Source organism: Roseburia intestinalis L1-82 (assembly GCF_900537995.1).
GTDB lineage: Bacteria > Bacillota > Clostridia > Lachnospirales > Lachnospiraceae > Roseburia > Roseburia intestinalis.
Window position 1 is genome coordinate 4,407,028 of record NZ_LR027880.1, and the last position, 24,828, is coordinate 4,431,855.

Here is a 24,828-nt window from a genome sequence, read left to right on the forward strand (position 1 = left end):
AGAACTTGCCTTGCTGTTGTTATCATCTAAAGTAATACCTCCAAATATGGTCTTAATATCTTTTCAACATGAAACATGGATGCATATTTCATAAGTGTCCTCAAATTTTTATCTTTGCGTCTGGCATATTGCTTTAAGGCATCCTGAAAGACCTGCATTTCTATATTGTTCCTGCTGCGAAGCAGATCACAAACTGTCCGCTCCATATCATAAACCGGAACTGAATGCCCAAATGGTGTCTGCATAGTCGTAATCCCAGTTTCATGTAAATCCTTTTTAATTGTATACACTTGAAAACCGTTTTCCTGCAAACGGCTCGGATTATACCCGGTTCTTACAGTTATAGTATATTTCAAAGGCTCTCTGTCTGTTAAATCGTGGAAAAACAATGCAGTTTCATGAGAAAACACAGCCTGACTACAACGTAAATGCAAAATATACATCGCATCTGTCCATGTATCTGGTGATACATACACACCATGAGCAGCTTGTTCCAATCCTCGTTCTTTTACATAAGAATAAAACACAGGCTTACTAATTCCATTATCTATAACTTGAAAGGTCTGAATTATTCCTCCATATTCATTCAGCAATAAATCTAATTGTTCAAACTGAGTCATACACATTCTCCTTTCATGCTAATATGATAATATTTATTAGCACGAAAGTAAATACATATAGTACCAATAAAATATCGATATTTTTGTTTTAATGATATCCTCTGGCTTCCCGCCATCCTTTTACATACCACCTGATTCCAACATATACCAGTTGCACAAATAATAAGAGAAATAGCAGATTGATCGGCAATGCTGTCTTTACCCAATCCCCGAAATAGATTACCATTATCTACGAAAGTTTTTTGAATATATTCGGTTGTATAATCAATCTGTTCCTGTCTGCTCCATTCTTTCGGTAAGGAAAATTCAAATGAGCGTCCAAGCTGTGCATCTGCATTTTGATGTTTATACCAGTGCCGGCTATATGCTTCGCATTGACTGCTGGGAAGCTGAAAAGAATTTAAAGACTACACCTGGATCAGAATGTGCTTTGACATCTCTTGCAATTGATGCCAACAATCTAGTCGGCTCGCTCTCGACACAGTGCTGCTTCATACAAAGCATCATATTCAGTTCCAGACCTGAGATTTTCAAAGCTCTCCTTGATTGCTACATCTTCCATCGAGGAAATCCAAAGCCGCTCAAACGGCTTTCTGCACCCGGCTTTGTGGTACACCAATCGAAAGATCAGCTCGCCCTCACGACCGGCATCTGTTGCACACACAATACTTGCAACATCTTCTCTGGCCATGAGCTTTTTCAGAATCCCAAACTGTTTTCTCGTACCGGCAGAAACCTCATACTGCCAGTCCATCGGGAAAATAGGCAGGTCTGCATAAGCCCATTTGCTGTACTTCGCATCATAGGCTTCCGGTTGTGCCAGCTCCACCAAATGCCCCACACACCAGCTGACCACATATCCGTTTCCCTCTAAGTAGCCATCCTCACGCTTGGCAGCACCTAACACCTTGGCAATGCTCTGTGCAACCGAAGGCTTTTCAGCCAAAACTAATTTCATTTGCATCTGCTCCTTTCGCAAAAAAATAAGCAGCCACACACCGTAGTGCATGACTGTTATGTAAAAAGTTCAGGAAGGATTTTTGCAACCTGATACAATTTTCTGTTCTATAATCTCCGTCATAATAAAAATATTTCCATTATTTTAAAAGAGAATGACGGAGATATTTCGCCCTGCTTATTCTTGTAGCAACCAATCGGCTATATCGTGAATTTCGATTCCTTCATAGCTATATTGGGGATGTCTGGTTCTGGCAATAATCATTTTCGGATAAGCGTCTCGAATCTGAAGCAGAGAAGAGCATTCTCTCTCAAATGTTTCCTGCCCGGAAATGTTGTCGCTGACCTGAATATAAATCTTCTCGCTGCCTCTCTGAGCAACAAAGTCGATTTCCTTTTGATAGAGTTTGCCGACATAGACATCATATCCACGGCGAAGAAGCTCGATACAAACAACGTTTTCATATACTCTGCCATAATCCATATTTCTGCTTCCCAGTATTGCATATCGAATACCGCTGTCACACAAATAGAACTTTTCAGAGCTTTCAAGGTATTTCTTACCTCGGATGTCGTATCTCTTAATATCATAAAATACAAAAGCATTGCACAAATACTTAATGTACTTGCCGACGGTTACATGATTGGTTGGAGTCTCATTTGCTGTCAGTAGCTGACTGACCTTATTTGGAGAAGTCAGGTTGCTGATATTATCCATAAGGAACTCGCTCAGACGTTGTAAAACCAAAGTGTCCGGGAGAGTATATTTCTGTACCAAATCCCTTGTAACAATCGTTTCGTAGACCTCCTTGATATAGTTTGTTCTGTCTTTTTCGGTTCTATAAGCATAGGAACCTGCTAAACCGCCCTTGATAGCGTACTCATCAAAGAGCTTATCTTTGTCACTAATATCATCATAATACTGGCAATATTCCTGGAAGCTGAAAGGAAACACATGAATTTCAATATAGCGTCCGGTAAACAGAGTTGCCAGATCTGCACTCAACAGGAAAGCATTAGAGCCTGTTACATAGATGTCGTATTTTCCCTTAGAGTACAGGCTGTTGATTGCCAGCTCAAACTTGGGACACATCTGAACCTCGTCTACAAACAGGTAGTTCGTTTTGCCTTCCTGATAATGTTCTTCCACATAGGCGTGTAAGGCATGGTATTCCTTGATTTCTTCATACGCCAAATCCATGAAGTCGATGAAGATAATATTGATGTTTTCAAAATTGCTTTTCAGATACGCAATATATGCCTGCATCAGTTTGGACTTACCAGATCGCCGAATACCTGTGATGATCTTGATGTCAGGAGTGCCATTCAGTTCAATGATTCTATCGAGATATTTTGCTCTCGTGATTGTTTTCATATAGTCACCCGCTTTCAAAAATTGAAGTTTTTTCATTTCTCGAAACCGCTTCGCTGTACTTATTATACTGTCTGCTAATAGTATATGCAAGATGTCGCTTTCAAAAACATATAATTTTTTATTTTTTGAAAGTGAAAACTATGTAAAGGCAACCCGAAGGTTGCCCCAGACATCAAGCCTATCCTGTTTACACAGGTTCGTTGTCATCTTCATCGACGGAGCCATCTACATCATCGTCCTCAAACTCCAGATCGTACCCATAGTCCTCGTCATCATCCACATAATCAGCATCCGGATCAGGCTTTGCCGCCTCCTGTTCCTTCTTCTTTTCCTGAACTTTCTTGAATACGAAAAATCCGCCGCCACAGGCAAGCACAATCAGAGTCAGAATCGCCGGGAGCATATTCGTGGATTTTGGATAGGATCAGAATAGGTTATCAGCCCATACGGTTATTTTTTACTATTTTACGGAGGTACGCAGATATGGATATGAATATAGAAATGGATAAAAATACAGCTACTGATTCAATTACCAGCAGACTGGCTGACGCAAGAAATGATCTCGGCATTACGCAATTATCTCGTCCATTGACACACCAAAGACTGCCGCCAGTACCACCAGATTATCCAGGGTTGGCATTGCCACGCCGTGCTGCCACTTGTATACTGCCTGTGGTGTTGCAAATCCGAATATATCTGCCAGATCCTTTACTGAAAGACCTGCATTGATTCTCAGTCTTGTTATGTTCATTCCTGTTGCTGCCATATCTATTGTAGGCATTGTTATCATTTTTCCTCCTGTTCCGGCTGTCAGTCAACACCTTCCCAACAGCCGGGCTGTACAGGCGGTGCTACTCTGATGCCTTAAAATTGTATATAGGTTTCATTACATCAATAACATCCACCGACTCCCTGATTACATCTATGATGTCATCCAGAGACTTGTATGCCATTGGTGCCTCGTCCAATGTATTTTCATTTACTGAGGTTGTATATACTCCCTCCATAGCTTTCTTATACTCATCCAGATTGAGTTCATTTTTCGCCTTTGTTCTGGACATAATCCTTCCTGCACCATGTGGGGCAGAAAAGTTCCATTCCGGATTTCCTTTTCCAATGGCAAGTATACTTCCATCCTTCATGTTAATCGGTATCAGCACTTTTTCTCCCTTATGGGCTGCGATTGCACCTTTCCTCAATATCATTTCATCTGTGTCGATATAATTATGAATCGTGTGAAAAGCATCACTCCCAGTCATGACTGTTCTTTCAAGAATAACCTCTGCCATCTTCTCTCTGCTTCTTCTGGCAAATGCCTGGCATATTTCCACATCATGCAGATAATCCTCCAGATATATTCCTTCCAGATAACACAGATCCTCCGGCATGCTTGTAGGACTTTCATATACCTGCCAGTGAAGCTGCTTTAGGGCATCCTGTATCTCCCTTTTTCTTCCCTGTTCCTTATAAGTACGGATAATCTCATCCCTCTTTTCAAGATACTCCCCATAACCACGGTTTAAGTTAATGGCAAGTTTCTGATAAAGCTCTGCCACCTGCTTTCCAAGATTTCTACTGCCGGAATGAATTACGAGATACTTTGTTCCATCTGCTGCTTCATCAATCTCAATAAAGTGATTTCCGCCTCCAAGTGTTCCAAGAGACCTTGCAAGTCTCTTTGCATCTTTCAGCTCCCTGTAGCATCGAAGCTCTGTCAGATCAAATTTCTCCTGCCGTCCTTCCCACACTTCACGTCCTGATGGAATAAAATGTGCTGCCTCATCCACTTTCTCAAAATCAATCTCATCTTTTCCAAGATTTACCGTATACATCCCGCATCCGATATCCACTCCGACCACATTAGGCACTGCCTTGTCTGTTATGGTCATTGTTGTTCCTATCGTACACCCCTTACCGGCATGCACATCAGGCATGATACGGATCTGGGAACCTTCTGTCATTGCATAATCACACATGCGTCTGATCTGCTCTATAGCCTCATCCTCTACTACTTTTGCATAGCAGAGAGCCGTATTTACTTTTCCCTTAATCTCTAATGCATTCATTTTTATTTTCCTTTCTGATTCTACATTGGACAAGTGCTCCTCATGGGATTTGAACCCACAACCTACCGGTTAAAAGCCGGTTACTCTGCCGATTGAGTTAAAGGAGCATAAAAAATACCGCCTGCCTTATCATCTAAGGTAAGCGGTACGCTAAAACATGTTTATCTATTATACCCCTGTCCGGCTATGCCTCCGGTTCAGGTGCAGTATCAAAAACACAATTTTCTCGTTTATGCCTAGCCTTAAATGAGCGCATGTAATCAAAGCCCCACTCATGATCTTTAAGCAGTGCTAACGATTTACGTTCACTATGAAGCTGGTCAAAACGATACATTGTTGTCATGTCTTTTTCCTTTCTATGGAGTTCTCTGCCTCCGCTTATCTTCTTTCTGTAACCAAGAATAACACAATTTTCTGCGGTTGTCATTATACCTGTGGTATAAAATTTATAACTATTTAGAGCCATACAAAATTGCTTTCTGTGAATGCCGGCATACATACAGAACAGCAATTTCATATGACAGGATAACTCATGGGCAAACAGAAAGCAGGAGCTCTCACCGAAAACAGAAATTCCTCTTCCCAAAACGGATTTCATCCCCGGGTTCCACCTCCACCATTTCCTGCGGCTGTATTCTCAGGCCGTTCTTATGTCTTTTTGTTAACAGGGTCAACCTCTAAAACGCTTCGCACTTCTTCAATCGCAAAGCACTGACAGAATATGGCGGTGCCTCGTATACGAACTCTGAGGAAGCGCCATGCATATTCACGGTAATATTCTTCACCTTCTCCGGCTCTTCAAAGCTGTTTTCATCCCCCTTTTCACCGCTAAGAAGTGTTACGGTATAGTCGCCCTGTACCTGACAGTCCAGTGTAATGGAAACCGGATCCACATCTCCTGCAAAATTAACCGCCTTAATAATGATTTCGTCCTTGGTGTCAGTTACTACCGAAACAAAAGCAGGTCCGTAGGGAATCGAAATTTCCTTCTGAAGCTCACCATCAACATACAGGCGAATCTGTTTTCCGTCCGTTTCATATCCAAAGCGGTGATATTCTCCCGGTTTTACTGAAATAGCAAAGTCCTCCGTCAGCTTGTTGTCATGCATATAGCCAAACTCTTCCAGTGAACATTGTCCTCCATTAACCTTCCAAAGGAACGGACGCACCATAGCTGCATCCCATTCTTTTTCCACTCCGGCCGTAATCACGAGCTGCTCCTCATAATAGGAACGAACCACCCTGGCACTGAATATACCCAACTCGAAGTAAGCATTTTCCTCAACAAAAATATCGGTCTCAAATCTTCCATAAGTCTGGTCTTCTTCTCCAAATACCACAAAGCTCTTGGTCTCATCAGCCCATTCCAGAATACTGTGAAATTCCTTTTTCTGCTCCTCATCCGGAAGCTGAAGCAGGCGGCCATCCTCTGTATCCTGCACATGTCCCATTAATTCATGAGTAATCTTTGCTTCTTCTCCATTCCAAATGGGATTTCTGAAGCGAAGTTCCTTATTGGATTTTAAAGATGCCATTCCGGTTCTCGGACGATAAACACGTCCTCCCTCATCTTCGGATCGCACCACATATTCTCCACGATTTTGACCGAACATTTTCCAGACATAATAAGTAGGAATTCCAAGGCTCTGATGATTATTGAAACGAATCAGATTAGGATACCACGCTCTGTAATTTACATTTTCAAATAATGGAGCATAAGAGGCCAATGTTACGATATCCTGATTTTTCTCAATACCCATAAGGAAAGCCGCTTCTCCCAAAGCCGCATACAACTGTCCCATATAGTTGCCTTCGTTTACAGCCACCTCTCCTACAAAGATTTTTGGTCCCTTACGATCGTAGTCATCATAATAATTTACACGTTCTGCAAAGAACTCTGTTGTATTGTAAAAATGTTCATCCACGCACTCGGCAGGACAACCATTTTTCTCTACATGCTCATTGGCTATGGTTTTAATCTGGGGATACAGTTCCTTTACTTTCTTATAAATCATGTTGTATCGCTTTTCATAATCCGGACCCCAGTTTTCATTACCAATTTCCAGATAGGTCATTTTAAAGGGTTCCGGATGCCCCATAGAAGCACGAAGCCTTCCCCATTTGCTTTCCTTAGAGCCGATAGCATATTCAATGGCATCCAGTGTATCCTGTACCATTTCATCAAGAGCCTCTCCTTCCAGAAGGACACTCTTTCTTCCCTGACAGGTCATTCCGCAGTTACATACATACAGGGGCTCCATCCCCAGATCCTCGCAAAGCTGCAGATATTCATGAAAGCCAAGTCCTAATGTACTTCTGTAATGCCATACAAACAGCTTACTTGGTCTTTCCCATGCCGGACCTACCGTATCCCGAAATCTCATCGCTGTGGACGGTGTCGTTCCTTCCACAATACAGCCTCCGGGAAAACGCATAAACTTTGGACTCATTCCCTTAAGCTTTTCTACAAGATCTGTTCTGAGTCCATGCCCCATGTAGGTATTGTCAGGCATTAGTGAAATAAATCCCAGCAGAACCTCTCCGCCTTCTTTGCAGGAAATAGTAAGCTGTGCCTCGTGACAATCCTCAGCTGCTGTCAGCTTCATGTCATATCTTGTATACTCCTGACCGGAAACCACCAGACTGTTTCCAGTCAGTACTTTTCCCTGGTATTCGATCGCTACGTCCAGTCCTATTTCTTCCTTTGCTTTTGCAAATAAATACAAAGAGTAACTTTCTCCAGCCTTTACGGATATACCGCAGTAACCGGTATTAGTCAGAGATCCGTCCTTTTCAAACTGCATACGCAGAGCTGCGTCCCGATGTTCATTCAGGGTATCCGTCAGTTCCAGTTCCATCTTTGCATTGTGTGTATACCATGCCGGTATTTCTGTCTCCGGAATATTGTTGCCCTTTACCCAGCGGCATAAGCCTTCTCCGTTGCAAAACTCATCCAGCCATCCGGATACGGTTTTTACATGGATGCCATCCTCCTGCTGTATATAACCCTCCGGTAAAACGGAATCTTCGAAGCTTCTGTTTCGAAGCATTTCCGGATAAAGTCCTCCGTCTCCGGCACGGTTAATGTCTTCAAAAAAGATTCCGTATAAATCCCTGGCTGTCTCAAATCGTCTTTCCTTTGTTTTAATCTTTAACTTGCTCATTGTAGTCTCCTTTTTTTACATTCCAAGAGTTTTGATCACTACCTGTGCCAGAATTCTGGCAAGATAATCATTGGGGTGATTTAACCAGTTTCCGGTTATATCAATGTATCGTTTTCTCTTTCCGATTTCTTTTTGAACTGCCTGTATATGCAATAACATAGATTATGATAACTCAAATGATCTTAATGCAGCATTTCCGTTACCGCGATAGGTCAGGTAAAGCGCCTGTATTCCATCCGGAATCGTAACCGGTGCGGTATACTTTTCCCAGACATTGGTATATTGAACCTCTAATGTCGCCAGTACCTCTCCATCCCATGCTGTCTTTACTTCAAAAGTGCCATCTGCATAGCCCCGGGTCCAAATACTGATTTCACGAATATCATGGCAGTCAAAATATTTGAAGCCGATGGTAGTTGAATCTGTAATATTGGCAATATATCCAACTTCTTCGTCTCCATCCCTTCCGTCCTGCATTACTCGTGGAAAATTCCCTTCGCCCACATAAACTGATGGGGTATCGGTAAACAGATTACATGCAAGATAAGCGGGGTATTCGCCTTTACCCTCAAGCGGACCTCCATTTAAACCGCAGGAGGTAATTTTTACCTGTGGAATACTGCCGTCCGGCATAATCTGCAGCTTTTCAGCACATCCCTGTCTGCTGTACCAGGTATTATTGGTATGCCTGTGATAAAAAATGTACCAGTCCTCTCCGATCTGCACAATACTTCCGTGATTATTGGCACCGTAAGCTGTTGGCATATCTGCCGGCTTGTAGGTATCGATGTGCAGATCACAATTGCTGACAATAACTCCGCCATAGACAAAGTCCCTAGTAGGATTCTTGCTGGTGGCATAACATAATTCGTGCATTAATATGGATGAATAGACAAAATAATAGGTGTCACCTACTTTACGGATGGAAGATGCCTCAAAAAACTCATGTCCCTCAAATCCGGTACCGGCACCATATTCACAGCCGGGGGCCACAAACACCGGAGCTTCCCTGATCGTCAGCATATCTGCTCCCAACACCGTAGCCATAGCTCCGGTACGGGATTTATCACCTTTTCCGCAAGCTCCGGTATAAAGATATGTCACATCTCCTTCCGTCAGAACCCCCGGGTCAAACTGGGGTTCATCACCTTCCTTTTCGCCCAGACGTGTGCCATCTTCATAATGAACATAGCCATAAAATTCATACTTTCCTGCCGGAGTGTCACATACAGCAACTGAAACTACCGAAACCTTGTCCAACACGTAATAAAGATAGTACCTTCCGTCCGGTCCCACCGTAACATCCGGGGCATACAGACACATTTTGCCTTCCGGGTTCAGCGGATCGGCTGTCTTCGGATAAATCACACCCTCATATCTCCAGTTGCCCAGGTCATCGACCGGAGCTGACCAGCACACATAGTCTCCCATGCAGAAAACATATCCGTTAAAGTAATCATGGGATCCGTAAACATATACGCGATCGCCAAAAACATAAGGTTCTCCGTCCGGAATATACTCCCAGGACGGTAAATATGGGTTAAACGCCTGTTTTTTCACTTTGATATCCTCCTTTACAAGCCTAATCTATGTACATTGTTTCATAAAGCAAATTACTGGGTGCTAGTTTAAGCCTTCAAGCTGACCACACGATCATAGTCATATCCTCGATCCGGATTCACCTTTCCGGCATTCAGTTCGAAATAAACCACACCGTTTTCGTTTACAGGAAGCTCTACGCAGATATTTCCATCCTCCTGCTTTTTACGCTCTGTTTTTACAAAAGGTCTGGATGATTCCCGAATCAGCTTCGTCTGTTCCTCACTCAGATTGGCAGGTTCTCCCATATCATGCCATACCTTCAAGGGATTACATGTTTCCTCATCTACCGTCTTAGTCAGGAAGCAGTACTCCTCCTGTTCAGCCGGAAATGTAAACTCCAACAGCATTTTTTCTTTACCCTGTTCTGCACTTTTACGGGCAATATTCCAGGCTACACCTAGATAATCACCGTTTGCACGTTTCAAAACAACAATATTGTCATCCTTATATACACAATTGGCTTCACTTTCCTCAAGCTTTTTGTAAAAAGCAAATGTCCAGAAGGTCGGCTTGGTAATACAGCCATTGGCAACCAGTCCAAAGCCGCCGTGGAATGGTGTAAAAGGAACTCCCAGCTCTTCAAACACATCACCAAATGTCCAGTAGGAATAGGATTCATTCACATCTCCCAATCTGGAAAGCTGCTGTGCTATAAAGGCCGCATTCAGGTTTGTATCATGAATGACGCCCTGAGGAGTATAGGAGCTGTTGAACTCCGTGATATGAATCTGCAGACCCTTATATTCCGGGAAACTGTCAATAATATCTCTGGTTGTTTTTAAATTGGCAAAGCCGTCCTCTGCCTTCATCAGTTCAGAATATGCATAATGTCCAATACATTCCGGCGGATCAATGGTGTAATGATGTCTGGTTACGAAATCCACAGGTATGTGATTCTCATGGCAATATTCCATAAATGCCTGAATCCATTTCTCATCCGTTCCTCCACAAACAGCAGGGCCTCCTACACGGAATCCCGGATTCACTTCCTTTATGGCATCAAAGGTTCTATGGAACAGCTTAAAATATTCCTGCATATCCGCATTTTCCCAGAAGCCGCAAAGATTGGGCTCGTTCCATACTTCAATGGGCCATTGAATAACTTCCTCTTCTCCATAGCGTCCCATCAGATGCCGCAGCAATGAATGCACCATATTACACCACATATCATAATCTTTTGGAGGAGTGGTATTTCCCTGCCAGTAAAAGATAGTCTGGCTTCCACTTGCCAACTTTTTAGGCATAAAACCCAGTTCAAGAAAAGGTCTCAGCCCCACCTTCTTATAGGCATCCATTACTCTATCCAGATAAGTATAGTTGTACTCGACCCTTACCTTACCATCCTCCTCATAGGTCTGAAAGATCGCCATATCATCACAGAATAATCCATGTCCCCGGATATGCTTAAATCCGATTTCCTTTTGAACCAAGCGCAGCTCCTCCTGATATTCTTCTGTCAATGCAAGCCCCATTCTTCCGGTTCCCACACAATAATCTACATTATTGTGAAAAAAGGCCTTTGAATCCTTTGTAATCACGATCTTTTTTCTGTCATTCTCTGTTGCTCCACCCAAATTTACCATGCATGTATCTCCTTCTTCCAAATCATGTTCCTATGCAGTAACGCATCAGATGTCTGACCGCTGCACGATCCGCAGCTCTCTGATGACGATTGCCATATTAATCTGATACTATCGCATTGATCTAAAGTTTCCAATGATTTATACTATAAGAAAATTGATATATCCTCTGATGTATCAGAACGGAGATTCCAGATGACTGAAATTGAATTTGTCGGCTACAGTGCCGTTCACCCCTCAGATTTTATATATGATGTTCCGAATGGCTTTACAGGCTATCTTCTGCTTCTTTTCGGCTCTCCCTCGGAGCTGCTCATAGACGGAAGACTAATGCGGACAGCCGCCAATTCTGCTATTCTGTATACACCAGGAAGCAGGATTTATTACCGTGCTGCCGGTGAAGAATACCGGAATGACTGGATTCGTTTTCGTTCCGATCACTCCTTCGTGAAGCTGTTTCCGTTAACAAACACCCCATTTCCCGTAACAGATCCGGAATACTGTCATCAGCTTTTTAAATTACTAACCTGGGAGTCCGCCTTTTTCTCCTCTGAAAGCGAAGCAAACATTACTCACCTGCTGCGGGTTCTGTTCTCCAAATTAAGAGAAGGAATCCAGAATGAGTCCCCGGGTATTCACGATCATGAGCTGGTTGCATTGCATAAGATGATCTACAATAATCCTCAGCTTCCATGGAATATAAACATGATGGCTGCGAAGCTTCACTTAAGTCCCAGTCATCTTCAGACTCTCTATCACCGCCAATTTGGCTCCTCCTGCATGGACAATGTCATCGAAGGACGTCTGCGCCGTGCACAGGATTTATTAGAGTACAGCGAATACTCCATCCGCGACATTTCCGAGCAATGTGGTTATAATAATGTAGAGCATTTCTGCAGACAGTTCCGTCAGCATAACGGCTGTACCCCTGGACAATACCGGAAAAATGCATCAGCGGGAAGCAACAAAAGACTTCTCACCCACAATACCCTGGGAGGAAGGGAGTTTGAGAAGATTAATCGAAATATCCGGAAATAGTGTTTCGGTAGCTGCTTTATTCAGCATTTCCTTAAGCGTTCGCTTCTACCTGTAAATAAATTTCAGCTTTCCGATACCGATTTCATCTCCGGGCATCTCCTGTGTGCCCCGATTCCAGCTTACATTTTGTACCGGAGCTTCCCGGCTCTGACTTCCCTGATTCCGGTACGAATTCTGCGTCTGCATATTGGGGTTCCAGTTGCTTTGCGTCATTGTTACATTCTGTTCATGGGTCCTCTCTTCCATCTGTTCTATCAGACTTTTTATTTACAGTTGTACTTTCGTTTCATTTCTCGTCTTGCCTTAATCTTTCCTAAGTTCTTTTAAGAAACGTCCAATCTTTTTCTGATCCATACTGTTTCCCCCTTTCATTGACAGAGTAATATTATTCTACTAAACATAACACGACACAAAGCGAGAAAATGCCGTATTTACGCTATTGGACAAATCTGTCTAGTATTATTTATATTGGCTTTAGCCCCAAGAACTTCAAGTTATCTTTTTCTTCCTAAATATCGGCATACTTTTAATTTGTATTGCAGGTACTCATTTCCGAATGCTTCTATCAAAAAATCTTCCTCTACATTGACTATCTGCAAATGAAAAAATACCACTGCAAAACCTGTAGCAAAGCAAAGGAACCAATTAAAGAACGAAAACAATATTCCTATATACATTAAATCAAAACCCAAAAATGCAGGATTTCTGCTAATAGAATAGATGCCCGTTGTTACCAAACTGGTCTTTTCTTCTTTTTGCACACCTGCTCTCCAATTCTCCTTCATTTGTGTAACAGAAACAATAAAAGCAAGTACACCGAACATTGTTATTACAACTCCTGTAAATTGCAACACAATATGTACTGTTCCCGAATAAAACACAATACTGATAATCTGTATTACAGGAAGCAAATATGTGATTATTTTAAGAGCCACTTCTATAAATTTGACAAATCCCTCTTTTCCTTTTCCTAATTGATCTGTCTTTATGCCTTGCTTTTTCTGACTAATCAGCTTTGCAAAATAGCAGATGTAGAACACTGCCATCAGTGAAATTGTAACAATTTTTATTATCATCGTGTACCTCCAAATTGCGATTTTCTCAATTCTCCAAACTTGAATTAATCGATTTCTTTATTATCTAATCTGTTAGTAATCTATCCAACAGCATCTGCCTATTATTTATAAACATTTCTGTTACCTGGTAACTCTCTGTATCCTCATATTCGCACAGATGTATGCGTCCATTATCAAAACAATAGATATCTGCATCTGGTATTCCTAACAAAATTGGCGAATGCGTAACTATAATAAACTGTGCTCCCTCTTTTGCACATCTGTATATTTGCATCAACAATGTAAGCTGTCTCTGCGGCGATAATGCAGCTTCTGGCTCGTCAAAAAGATACAAGCCATTTGGATTCATATTATTCTGTGCTAATGCGAGAAAACTCTCTCCATGTGATTTTTCATGATATTTAGCGGAAGGATGTGTAATATCTGCATATTCTTCTTCCTGCGTTGCAACATTATAAAAGCTTTCTGCCCTAAGAAAATATCCCCACTTTTCCTTCCGATAGCCTTTGGCAATTCTTATCGCATCACACAACTCTGAATGTGTATCATGCGTAGAAAAAACATAATTCTTCGTTCCACCCTCAGGATTAAAACCATGTGCTACGGCAAGTGCTTCCAATAAAGTTGATTTACCGCTGCCATTTTCCCCTACAAAAAAAGTAATTGGTTTGTTAAAATCAAGTTTTTCAACTCCCTTAAAAGCCCTGATTCCCTTCAGATAACTATCCTTATCAATTTTATCCCAATCAAATATTACTCCTTGTATAAATTGATCATTCACCTAATCACTTTTTCCTTTTAAATATCCCATAAACTGTGATATACTATATTTCGGTGGGATACTTACTAACATATGGATATGATCTGGCATTAAGTGTCCTTCTATTATTTCCACACCTTTATATTTACACAATATTTTGATGATATCTCTGATATCTTCTTTGTACTGGTTGTATATCACTTTTCTTCTGTACTTTGGTGTGAATACAATGTGATACTTGCACATCCATTTAGTATGTGCCATAGAATTTGTTTGATATGCCATTAAAATCACCTTTCCTTTCGTTAAATAGCAGCCTGAACAACTCTATTTTAGCGGAAAGGTGATTTTTTGTATAACAACTTTGTTGCAAAATTTGACTGTTCCCGGGGGGAATCGAACCTGCCGGGAAAATAATCAGTCCTGCCATAATGGCAACGAATGTATCCAGTGCGCAGATCCGAAGTCCCTCGCCAGCTAACGTATGATATTTTCCCATGTAGCTGCCGAAGATCTCCATGGCAGCCACTCCAAGGCTTAAGGTAAAGAATGCCTGGTTCATGGCGGCTGATACGACATTTCCAAATCCAACCTCCTTTACAGTCTTAAGATTCGGAATCAGGTAGAAACGGATTCCCTCTCCTGCACCGGACAGGGTAAAGCTGTGGACGGCGAGCACCACAATCATGATTAGCAGCGCACTCATCAGGATTTTACTGATCTTCTCGAGACCGTTCTGCAGTCCCTTGCTGCCACATGCCGGTTCCCCGTTCACTCTGTTATAGGCACCCATGACCGCTTCCACTTTTGCATCTTTGACGCACCGCTTGAATGCATATAAATAAGTATCATACAGATCATGCTTTGACACCTGCGCATTGAACTGATGCCTGAGTGCTTCCGGTCCACTATGTACTGCAAAATGCTTCGCGCAGGCTGCTGCCTTTGGATGCTCCGGATCCGGACCCTGCAAACCTTTGATGTATGCACAGCCTAATTCTCCTGTCAGATACGGATCCTCCCCGTATGTCTCATGTCCTCTTCCCCATCGTGGATCCCTGAAAATATTAACATTCGGTGCCCAGAAGGTGAGCCCTTTATAGATGCCGTGGTCCCCTCTTCTCGAAAATTCATTGAACTTCGCCCTTCCTTCTGTGGAAACGACATCTCCGATCTCCTGTATCAGTTCTCTGTCAAAAGTGGCTGCCAGCCCGATCGCCTGTGGGAACATGGTTGCTACTCCGGCTCTTGCAACTCCATGCAAAGCCCCATTCCACCAGTTATATGCCGGAATGCCAAGCCTTTCGATTGCCGGTGACTGATAGAGCATCTGGCTCATCTTCTCCTCCACTGTTATCTGGCTTACCAGTTCTTTTGCACGTTTTTTATCTCTTCACTCATTTTATCGTCTCCCTCTCCCATATCTCTTTCCTAATTATATCCGCTGTCATTTTTTTCCACAACCGGCTAAAATAACAAAATTTCAAATTCTTCCAGTCCCAAATGAATGACTGTGCTCCCACTTTTATCCGTAATTTTTCCTACTCAAGTGTGAATGACAGTAAGTCAAGATTTCCGTATCCTCTATATGTAAAATAGATTGCCTGCTTACCATCCGGGATCTGTGCCTGAATCTCATATTTCTCCCACACATTGCTGTTTACAATCTGAACCGTCCCAAGCACCTCACCATCCCAGGCTGTCTTAACCTCGAACGTCCCACTTCCATATCCTCTCACTTTCAGGATGACTTTCTGTACATTTTCACATTCAAAGTATTTAAAGCCTAGCGTTGTGGTATCTGTAATATGGGAAATGTACCCCGGTTCCTTATCACCGTCTCTTCCATCCTGCATCACTCTTGGAAATCTCTGGTTTGCATCAAAAATGCTCTCCTCCGCTGTAAACAGATTGCATGCAATATAAGCCGGGTATTCCCCCCTTCCCACTAGTGATCCGCCATTTAATCCACAGGATGTCAGTTCCACCTGGCGGAAGCTTCCATCTTCTGCCAAATGAAGCTTTTCTGCACACCCCTGTCTGCTATACCAGGTTCCGTTCGTCTGTCTGTGATAAAAAATATACCATTCACTGGAAATCTCCACGATACTTCCATGGTTGTTTCCGCCATAGGCAGATGGCATATCTGCAGGTTTATAAGTATCTATATGCATATCGCAGTTGCTTACCAGCACACCCCTATATGTGAATTTTCCCGTTGGTTTCTCACTGGTTGCATAGCATAACTCATGCATCACCGAAGACGAATAAATCAGATAGTATGTGTTTCCTATCTTCCGGATAGATGGTGCTTCAAAAAATGCATGTCCCTCATATCCGGTTCCATCCGCATACTCTCCTCCCGGTGCCACAAATACCGGTTCTTCCTCGATGGTAATCATATCCGGACCGAGCACTGTCGCCATCGCACCATGTCTCGTTTTGTCTCCTCTTCCGCAAAATCCCGTATACAGATAGGTTCGCGCTCCTTCTGTCAGTACTCCCGGATCAAACTGTGGTTCATCCCCCGGTCTTTCCCCGAGTCTGTCTCCCTTTTTATCATGGACATATCCATAAAATTCATATTTTCCTGCCGGTGTGTCAGAAACTGCAACTGATACGACAGAGACATGGTCCAGCACATAATACAGATAATATCTTCCATCCGGTCCCACTGTCACATCCGGGGCATACAGGCACATCTTTCCATCCCTGTTCAATGGATCTTCTGTTTTAGGATAAATCACTCCTTCATATCTCCAGTCGGCGAGATTGTCAACCGGTGCTGACCAGCAGACATAATCTCCCAGGCAAAATACATGTCCGTTATAAAAATCATGGGATCCGTATACATACACCCTGTCTCCGAACACATACGGCTCTCCATCCGGAATATACTCCCACGATGGAAGATATGGGTTAAATGCCTGCTTTTTCTTCAATCTTAACACACTCACAGAGTAAGCAGGTGCTTCATAAATGAATTTTTTAGATGCTCCCTCCATCTTCACCGTCTTGTCACTCACTTTTTCCGGTTCTTCAAATGTATTCTCTGCTGTCTTTTCCCCTGTCAGAAGAACTGCCTCATACTCACGCTCTACACCGCAGTCTAAAGAGATTTCTATAGGATCTGTTTTTCCTTCCATGTTAACAAGTTTGATAAAAATTTCATCCTCTGTCACTGTTGTTACAGAAGATACTGCTGGAAAAGATGGAATTTCCACTTCACGTACTATCTTCCGGTCTATAAAGAGCCGTACCGTCTTTCCATCTGTCTCATATCCAAAATGATGATATCTTCCAGGCTCTATACAAAGCGGAAAATCTTCCGTCAGTCTCTTCTCCTCAGGAATTGCTGTTTCCCAGAACGATGCATGATCCTCCTCTATTTTCCAGAGCAGAGGTCTTACTCCAAACGGTGTCCATATTTTTTCCGCACCTTCTAACAACTGGTCATAATAAGATAAAATTACCCTTGCACTGAAAATGCCAATTTCAAAGCTGCTGCCTGGTTCTACATAAATATCAACATCAAATTTTCCACAGGTATCTGATTCCTCCCCGAATACAACAAAGCTCTTCTCTTTGTCTCCCCATGGCATTTTCCGGCACATTGCTGCAATCTGTTCTTCATCAGGATGTCCGATACAGCAGCTGCCATCCTCTTCCTCTTCCATCACATGTCCCATCATTTCATGCGTCACTGCTGTTTTTCTGCCATTCCACATTGCATTTTTATAGTTCAGGACAGATCTGGATTTCAAAGATGCCATGCCCTCCATCGGACGGTATATTTTACCGGATTCCACCTCTGACTCCACTACATATGATCCTCTGTTTTTTCCAAACATTTTCCATACATAATAAGTCGGTATTCCAAAGCTCTCTGCATTTTGGAACCGGATCAGGTTCGGTGACCAGGAATGATAATGAACATGTTCAAATAACGGAGCATACGATGCAAGTGCTACAACATCCTGATTTTTTTCCAGCCCGATCAGGAATGCTGCCTCTCCAAGTGCTCCATATAATTTTCCAAGATGTGCACCTTCATTTACCGCCTGCTCACCGACAAATATCTTTGGACCTTTTCTGTCATAGTTTTCATAATAATTCTGATTTTCTGCAAAAAACTCGGTTGAATTATAAAAATGCTCATCCACATACTCCGTCGTGCAGGCATGCTCCTCGATATGCGCATTCGCAATCACCTTCAAATGCGGATATTTTTCCTTCACCACATCATAAAATCTGCGATAGCGCTCCTCGTAATCCGGTCCGAAATTCTCATTTCCAATCTCAAGATAAGTCAACCCAAACGGCTCTCTGTGTCCCATCTGTGTTCTTAAGCTTCCCCATCTGCTCTCCGGCGATCCAAGCGCATATTCCAAAGCATTCATTGTATCTTCCAGTATCTCGTCCTGTTCTTTTCCTGTGAGGAGAACAGGCTTCCTACCCTGACAGGTCATACCGCAATTACATACATATAATGGTTCCATTCCAAGATCCTCGCAAAGCTGCAGATACTCGTGAAATCCAAGTCCGTTACTGCTGCGGTAATGCCATACTAACTGCTGCCCCGGTCTCTCCCATACCGGTCCTACTGTATTACGAAATAGCATGACAGTGGACGGCGTCGAACCCTCTACAATACATCCCCCTGGGAACCTCATGAAACTCGGATGCAGATCGCGCAGTTTTTCAACGAGATCCACGCGTAATCCATGTCCATTATAGGTTGTTCCCGGCATCAGAGATGTAAAACCAAACAGGATCTCTCCACCATCCGGACACCGAAATATAAGCTTCGCATTCTGACTGTCTCCTGTTGCGGCAAGTACTGCATCGTACTTTACGTAACCATTCCCTTTCAGCAGCAATGTTGTGGATGCAAAGCACACATTATTTTCTATGACAGAAACCTCCAATTTTGTTTCCTGGGCTGTTTTTGCAAACAGACAGAATTTATATGCTTCCCCTTTTTTCTGTGGGATACCGCAAAATCCTATATTCCAGATGCTTCCACCCTTTTCAAACCGTACATTCAGTGCCGCTTTCCGGTTTTTGTTCAAAGTGTCCGCCTGTTCTAACCGCATGCGCGCATCCTGTGCATACCACCCCGGTACAGACGTTTTTTCAATTTGGTCCTCCTCTACCCAGCTAGAAAGTCCTTCTCCGCCATTGAATTCATCTTCCCATCCGGAATCTGTCACAACATGAACTCCATCTGCCCGCTGCGTATATCCCTCCGGAAGAAGTGAATCTTCAAAGCATCTGTTTCTTATCATTTCCGGATAGATTCCACCATCTCCGGCCCGGTTGATGTCTTCAAAGAAAATCCCATACAAATCTTTTGCTGTTTCAAACTTCCTGTTTTTGGTCCTGATATTTAGTCTGTCCATACTTTATTTCTCCTTTTTTCTTCCCTGATACCCCAGGTTATCTCTCTTTCCTGCGACAATCTATCTCATAAACCTTTCCCTTTCGCATCTCTGCAAATGGTCCTGGAATTACCTTCCCTGCTTCTAAAGCATTTCCATAAAAATCACTCTGCGACAGCGTATGGATATCCACTGTTCTTACCTCCTCCGGATTGTATACAATATCCCGTTTTGCCAGTTCTCCCGGGAAGCCAAATGGACGATCATCTGCCTTCTTGAATTCCAGCTTCAGATGATCGGTATCCACCTCTATCTCAAACCATCCTTCCTGTCCTTCTCTGTCGAACTGATAAAATTCCTGCCAGGATGGAAGATGCAGACATACCTCCGGTTCCGGATACAGAATTCGCAGATAACCTCCCTCCATTCCAACGTAGGTATTACCATCACAATGGTTGTCCTTTGTCGGGAACTTCACAGCAGCTTCCCCGCAACGGTAAAACAAATTATTCAGAATCCAGGCATCTCTCGATGTACCGCCTCTTTCCAGACCATGCATCCGGAAAGATACCGGCTTTGCAAAATATCCAGCACTTCTGCAATTCCCGATCAAATTATGTTCGATCCGCAGTCTGTCTGTTCCTTCCCCATAGATTCCATATCCATTCACCTCACCAGATTCCGTCATTGCGTACCAGCCGGCCGACCCTTTCTGCTCCTTTATCTGATTCCGGTCAAACCGACCTTCCACATTCCAGATGATATTGTGGTCGATCAGATTCACACCATCTTTCGTACATTCTATGAAAATAGCCTCTCTCTGCTCCCTTCCATCTAAAAACAGGTTATGTGTAATTCTGTTATTTTCATTTCCACAATCCATCCACAGATGATCTGCCCGGAATGTATTGCGGAACAGATTTCTGCGGATCAGGCTGTTTACACTATTGTGAAGCTTAATTGCTCCTGCTTCCCAGGAAAGTTCCATCTTCTGCCATCCGGTTTCTTCGATCCGGTTATCCTCGATCAACATATGCACTGCATGAAGCCCTGCAATTCCACATACCCCTGCGTTGGAAATCGTACAGTTTCTGATCACGCTATATCCGATTTTCTGCCCCGGTATCATCTCATGATGCCAGCATTCATTTCCCACATCAATCCCTACTCCGTTTGACCAGTCTACTGTACAGTCCTCAATGATCCAGTGATGTCCTCTGTAACAGGAAATTGCTCCCCGCTGCGGTACCGGAGCCCCTGTTGCCGCATGTGCACAGGTCAGTCCTTTTACTTTTATATAAGACAGAAATGGTTCGTCCGGTGCAAAACACTGTTCTCTACAGGTTACTTCGATTCTATGATCCGCCGGATCTTCATCATTCCAAAGCCTGAAGTGCACACGCTGTCCGTTAGCTTCCACCCAGTACGTTCCGTCTTTTTCCCCAAGTCCATTGCAAAGTGAAACCTGTGTAAGCGGTTTTCCATCGCAGAACACCATCCCTCTCCGGTTCAGATAAGTTGTCATATCTGTCTTATCATACTCAATAAACAGTCTGTCATGTAAAATGTTCACCGCGCAGAACGGATTGTATCCCAGAAATAAGTTAGGCTCCAGACAGTATTCCCAGACCTTTATCTTCGCTTCCTCTTTCTTTTTCCCAAAATTGTTATACAGTCTCCAGCCATTACTTGGTCTGAAGTTCTCCACTTTTTCAGAAGCCTTGATCACAACTTCTCCATCCCCGTATGCTTCATAGCTTATCATATGTGATGCATTGATACCTCCACACACCGGATGTACCCACTCTCTGTATTCTCCTCCATGGATCAGGACACGCGTTCCAGGCACTGCCCTTTCCGCTGCTGCCTGTATTGTTTTAAGTGGTGCCTTTAACGTTCCTGCATTCCTATCATCCGCATCCGGATGTGTGCTGTTTACATGCAATACGATGTCATACACTGTCTCGTCTTCCCAAAATTCAAACATGCTGCCATCTGGCAGTTTTGCTGTTTCCCCCATCATATTCCTCCTCATTATACAAGTATTTTTCTGTTATCTTTTGCAAACCCATATTATATTCTCTTTCAAGTGCAAAAACGGGGACAGACACACTGTCCCCGCTTCCCTTCTTCACGCTCTGTCTTCCTGCCCGGAAACTTTTCCAACTGTTATTTTTTTCATCCATTTTCCACTTCGCAACCGGAATACACACCAGACTGCTTTTAGAATCTGATCGGCTTTCAGGCACACATATATCCAGAACGCCGGGAAGTGAAATACAAACCCCGCAAGCATTCCAAGCGGTATGGAAACAACCCACAGGAAAAGATTATCCGCAAGCATCAACATCTTTGTATCTCCTCCTCCACGCAGCACTCCTTTGGTCATAATGCTGTTTGTTGCCTGGAAAATAAGAATCAGGCTGATCGCCTGCATCAGCTGCGCAGCAACCTCCGCTGTCTCCTCCGATACCTTATAGGAACCAATAATCGCCGGACTGACTGCCATAATAAAGAACGCTGACAGCATTCCAAGTCCCAGTCCCAATCCTAAGAATCTGTAAGCCTGACTCTGTGCCTGCTCTTGCTTTCCCTCTCCCAGCGTCTGCCCTGTCACGATTGCTCCTGCCTGACATACTCCCTGTATCATAACAGTACTCAGCTGTTGTGTTACGCTTGTAATGGCATTGGCTGCCACAAAGGTAACTCCAAGTCTTCCTATCACCATTGCCACTGTATTATTTCCGATAGCGAGAATTCCGTCACTAATCAGTACCGGTATGCTGATCCGGATATATTCTCCAAGCAGATCAGCCGTCTTCATGCCAAGATGTTTTACCCTGAATCCGATTTTCTCATCTTTCAGTAACAGATATCCACAGATCATCCCTGCCTCAAACAGTCTCGCAATCAATGTTCCCAGCGCAGCTCCTGCGATTCCCATACGTGGCATTCCAAGTTTTCCGAAAATAAATGCATAGTTTGCCAGAAGGTTCACAAAAAACGCTCCGATTGAAACAAGAAGCGGCAGCTTCACCTGCCCGACACACCTTAGTATGATCGTACATACCAATGAAAGACCTAAAAAGAAATAGGTAATCACAGAAAACCTAAAATAGATTTCTCCCAGCCGTATAATCTCTGCATCCTGCGTATACATCCGCATGACAACCTGCGGGATCAGCAAAGTCACCACCGCAAATAAAAGTGCAAGGCTGACTGTAATTCTTACTACGATACAAATTGTCTTACGAAGGGCCTGTATACTTTTTACCGGTTCTGCTTCCTGCATTCCCCAGTAACGGGATACAAGAACAGATGCTCCCATTCCAAGCCCCATACAGAAAATCTGATAGACACCTATAAACTGATTTGCCAGTGACACTGCCGAAAGTGACATTTCCCCGAGATTTCCAACCATAATCGTGTCAAGCATGTTGACTCCGATTGTGATCAGGCTCTGTAAGGCGATTGGCAATGCCAGCCAAAAGACTTTTTTATAAAATTTCCAGTCGATCTCTGCTCTTCTTCTCTCTGTCATCTTCTATCTCCATTTCCAGTAGTAAACCCTTCCTAATGTTCAGATTTTTCTTGGTCCTTTACCTGGCAAAACTGCGCTGCTCTTTGCACTACAGTGTCTGTATCCAATCCAGATATTTCACGATCATCGTATCCCAGACCTTCCATTCATGTCCGCCCGGCATCTCTTCGTAATAAATCTTCACATTCTTCTCTTTGCAGTAAGCCAAATATTTCTGTGCGTGTGCATAACCTCCATCTTCCGTGCCGATAGCTCCAAATAAGGCCGGATATTCTCCCGTCTCAGATGCACGATCGATCCACACTTTCGAATCGCTGTCTGTTCCGGCAAGTTCCTCTAAGCTTCCCCAGCATAGCGAAACCACATCGTTTTTTTCCTGTTCCTTATCCTGATACCGTGCTCTCTGCTCTGCAAAAAGTTCCGTCACAAAGGAAAGACCGGACAGATTTGCCGCTGCCCTGAAAAATCCAGGTTTTGTAAATGCCCATTTGTAAGCACCGTATCCACCCATTGAGAACCCCGCTACATAACGGTTTTCAGGTTCCGTATTGACCGGAAACATTTTCTCAGCTACCATTGGAACTTCCTCTGTCACAAACTGATAATATGGGTATCCATATTTCATATCGCTGTAGAAGCATCCACCATCCACTTCCGGCATGACAACTGCAAAGTTTTTTTCCTCCGCATACCGCTCAATGGAAGAAAACCTGATCCAGTCCTGGCTGTTTCCTCCACCGCCATGCAGCAGATACAAAGTGCCTGCCGGCTTTTTCCCCTGATTGACACACCCCGGAAGGATCACATACAATTTGGTGTGATAGCCCAGCTTATCTGATAAAAAATCAAACATTGTCACTCCCATCTCATACATCCTCCTTCATCATTTTGTCTATCATGACCGGAAGCCACTGATCCCAGAAGCCCCACTCATGCCTGCCTTCTCCTTCAGAGAACTCTACCGGACATCCCATCTTGGTTGCCACTTCTGCAAAATTTTTTGATCCTTCATAAAAAAAGTCCTGTCTGCCGCAGCAGCTATACAATCTTGGTAGTTTTTTCCCTTCTTTCAGATTCTTTCGGATCAGGTGATAAAAATCATTACTGCTTCCCCTGTACTCTTCCCTTGTCCCGAAAGCTGATGCAACATTCGGATTATTCATATCAAAAAATCCAAGGCTCTCCACCTCTCCCGCACCGCTCATTCCAGCTGCCGCTGCAAAGAAATCCGGGCGGTTCAAAGCCCACTTGAAGGTTCCGTGGGATCCCATGGAATTACCGATCACATACCTTTCTTTCGGATCATGCGTCAATGGGAATATATTCTCCACAATCTCCGGAAGCTCCTCGCTTAAGTATGTAAAATATTTTTTTCCATGTACCATATCGCAATAAAAACTGTTGCGTACTTCCGGCATCACAACTGCAAGATCACGCTCTAATGCATATTCTTCCAATCTGGTACGGCGCAGATAAAGGCTTGCATCATCACTGCCTCCATGCAGCACATAGAGCGTTTTTTTTCTCTCATATTCTTTATAATAAGTTTCTGCCCCTTTTTTCTCCGGGTCACGAAAAACCTCATAAGTCGGAAGAATCACATAGATTTCTGTGTTTTCTTTCAACACTTCTGAACGAAATGAATATTGGATCAGTGCCATTTTTCTC

Annotated in this window: 20 protein-coding genes, 1 tRNA gene and 4 pseudogenes; 1 reads left to right on the plus strand and 24 read right to left on the minus strand. The window is 43.2% G+C overall.

The genetic code is table 11. The annotated features are described in order from the left end of the window. Positions 1–26: 26 nt before the first annotated feature. From RIL182_RS20600 to RIL182_RS20665, 14 genes and pseudogenes are all read right to left on the minus strand, one after another. Positions 27–620 carry a type IV toxin-antitoxin system AbiEi family antitoxin domain-containing protein gene (locus RIL182_RS20600; RefSeq protein WP_006856541.1) on the minus strand — a complete coding sequence of 198 codons (594 nt, stop codon included), beginning with the start codon at positions 618–620 and terminating at the stop codon, positions 27–29. Between the two features lie 88 nt (positions 621–708). Next, the gene (locus RIL182_RS21870; protein WP_006856540.1) at positions 709–846 is read right to left on the minus strand and encodes a DUF6040 family protein; all 138 of its coding nucleotides are present in this window, start codon (positions 844–846) and stop codon (positions 709–711) included. Next, positions 842–961, minus strand: a pseudogene (locus tag RIL182_RS20610) (MobA/MobL family protein); the annotation flags it as partial. The pseudogene RIL182_RS20610 and the gene RIL182_RS21870, both read right to left, overlap by 5 nt. Before the next feature lie 122 nt (positions 962–1,083). Further along, positions 1,084–1,578 (minus strand): annotated as a pseudogene (locus tag RIL182_RS20615) (toprim domain-containing protein); the annotation flags it as partial. A gap of 177 nt (positions 1,579–1,755) precedes the next feature. Further along, a complete protein-coding gene (locus RIL182_RS20620; RefSeq protein WP_006856538.1) occupies positions 1,756–2,988 on the minus strand; it encodes an ATP-binding protein in 1,233 nt (410 codons plus the stop codon). A gap of 151 nt (positions 2,989–3,139) precedes the next feature. Further along, positions 3,140–3,355: a DUF4366 domain-containing protein gene (locus RIL182_RS20625; RefSeq protein ID WP_006856537.1), complete on the minus strand. Its 216-nt coding sequence runs from the start codon at positions 3,353–3,355 to the stop codon at positions 3,140–3,142. Between the two features lie 165 nt (positions 3,356–3,520). Continuing rightward, positions 3,521–3,742 (minus strand): helix-turn-helix domain-containing protein, encoded by a 222-nt coding sequence (locus tag RIL182_RS20635; RefSeq protein ID WP_006856536.1) that lies wholly within the window; start codon positions 3,740–3,742, stop codon positions 3,521–3,523. 61 nt (positions 3,743–3,803) lie between these two features. Further along, a complete protein-coding gene (locus RIL182_RS20640; RefSeq protein WP_006856535.1) occupies positions 3,804–5,018 on the minus strand; it encodes an RtcB family protein in 1,215 nt (404 codons plus the stop codon). 34 nt (positions 5,019–5,052) lie between these two features. After that, positions 5,053–5,125: transfer RNA gene (locus tag RIL182_RS20645), tRNA-Lys, on the minus strand. 77 nt (positions 5,126–5,202) lie between these two features. Further along, positions 5,203–5,604 (minus strand): hypothetical protein, encoded by a 402-nt coding sequence (locus RIL182_RS20650; RefSeq protein ID WP_243094312.1) that lies wholly within the window; start codon positions 5,602–5,604, stop codon positions 5,203–5,205. A 91-nt stretch (positions 5,605–5,695) separates the two neighbouring features. After that, a complete protein-coding gene (locus tag RIL182_RS20655; RefSeq protein WP_006856533.1) occupies positions 5,696–8,182 on the minus strand; it encodes an alpha-L-arabinofuranosidase C-terminal domain-containing protein in 2,487 nt (828 codons plus the stop codon). A gap of 15 nt (positions 8,183–8,197) precedes the next feature. Continuing rightward, positions 8,198–8,341, minus strand: coding sequence for a hypothetical protein (locus tag RIL182_RS21435; RefSeq protein ID WP_006856532.1), 144 nt, complete (start codon positions 8,339–8,341; stop codon positions 8,198–8,200). 3 nt (positions 8,342–8,344) lie between these two features. Further along, positions 8,345–9,742 (minus strand): family 43 glycosylhydrolase, encoded by a 1,398-nt coding sequence (locus RIL182_RS20660; RefSeq protein ID WP_006856531.1) that lies wholly within the window; start codon positions 9,740–9,742, stop codon positions 8,345–8,347. Positions 9,743–9,810: 68 nt separating this feature from the next. Beyond that, complete coding sequence (locus tag RIL182_RS20665) at positions 9,811–11,367, minus strand: GH39 family glycosyl hydrolase (protein ID WP_006856530.1); 1,557 nt, start codon at positions 11,365–11,367, stop codon at positions 9,811–9,813. Positions 11,368–11,559: 192 nt separating this feature from the next. On the opposite strand from RIL182_RS20665, the gene RIL182_RS20670 reads away from it, so the two are divergent. Beyond that, positions 11,560–12,402 (plus strand): helix-turn-helix transcriptional regulator, encoded by an 843-nt coding sequence (locus tag RIL182_RS20670; RefSeq protein WP_006856529.1) that lies wholly within the window; start codon positions 11,560–11,562, stop codon positions 12,400–12,402. Positions 12,403–12,447: 45 nt separating this feature from the next. Here RIL182_RS20670 and RIL182_RS20675 read toward each other — a convergent pair whose 3' ends face one another. From RIL182_RS20675 to RIL182_RS20725, 10 genes and pseudogenes are all read right to left on the minus strand, one after another. Further along, positions 12,448–12,648: a hypothetical protein gene (locus RIL182_RS20675; RefSeq protein WP_006856528.1), complete on the minus strand. Its 201-nt coding sequence runs from the start codon at positions 12,646–12,648 to the stop codon at positions 12,448–12,450. Positions 12,649–12,896: 248 nt separating this feature from the next. Further along, positions 12,897–13,478, minus strand: coding sequence for a methyltransferase family protein (locus tag RIL182_RS20685; RefSeq protein ID WP_006856527.1), 582 nt, complete (start codon positions 13,476–13,478; stop codon positions 12,897–12,899). A 64-nt stretch (positions 13,479–13,542) separates the two neighbouring features. Next, positions 13,543–14,259 (minus strand): AAA family ATPase, encoded by a 717-nt coding sequence (locus RIL182_RS20690; RefSeq protein ID WP_006856526.1) that lies wholly within the window; start codon positions 14,257–14,259, stop codon positions 13,543–13,545. Between the two features lie 6 nt (positions 14,260–14,265). After that, a pseudogene (tnpA, locus tag RIL182_RS20695) lies at positions 14,266–14,523 on the minus strand (IS200/IS605 family transposase); the annotation flags it as partial. Positions 14,524–14,641: 118 nt separating this feature from the next. After that, positions 14,642–15,577, minus strand: a pseudogene (locus RIL182_RS22100) (glycoside hydrolase family 3 N-terminal domain-containing protein); the annotation flags it as partial. Positions 15,578–15,779: 202 nt separating this feature from the next. Then, the gene (locus tag RIL182_RS22105; protein WP_006856522.1) at positions 15,780–19,640 is read right to left on the minus strand and encodes an alpha-L-arabinofuranosidase C-terminal domain-containing protein; all 3,861 of its coding nucleotides are present in this window, start codon (positions 19,638–19,640) and stop codon (positions 15,780–15,782) included. 37 nt (positions 19,641–19,677) lie between these two features. Next, positions 19,678–21,639 carry a right-handed parallel beta-helix repeat-containing protein gene (locus RIL182_RS20710; RefSeq protein WP_015561084.1) on the minus strand — a complete coding sequence of 654 codons (1,962 nt, stop codon included), beginning with the start codon at positions 21,637–21,639 and terminating at the stop codon, positions 19,678–19,680. Positions 21,640–21,750: 111 nt separating this feature from the next. After that, entirely contained in the window at positions 21,751–23,160 is a 1,410-nt protein-coding gene (locus RIL182_RS20715) for an MATE family efflux transporter (RefSeq protein ID WP_006856519.1), read from the minus strand. 88 nt (positions 23,161–23,248) lie between these two features. Further along, positions 23,249–24,025, minus strand: coding sequence for an alpha/beta hydrolase (locus tag RIL182_RS20720; RefSeq protein WP_015561083.1), 777 nt, complete (start codon positions 24,023–24,025; stop codon positions 23,249–23,251). A gap of 1 nt (position 24,026) precedes the next feature. Continuing rightward, complete coding sequence (locus tag RIL182_RS20725; protein ID WP_006856517.1) at positions 24,027–24,821, minus strand: alpha/beta hydrolase; 795 nt, start codon at positions 24,819–24,821, stop codon at positions 24,027–24,029. Positions 24,822–24,828 lie beyond the last annotated feature (7 nt).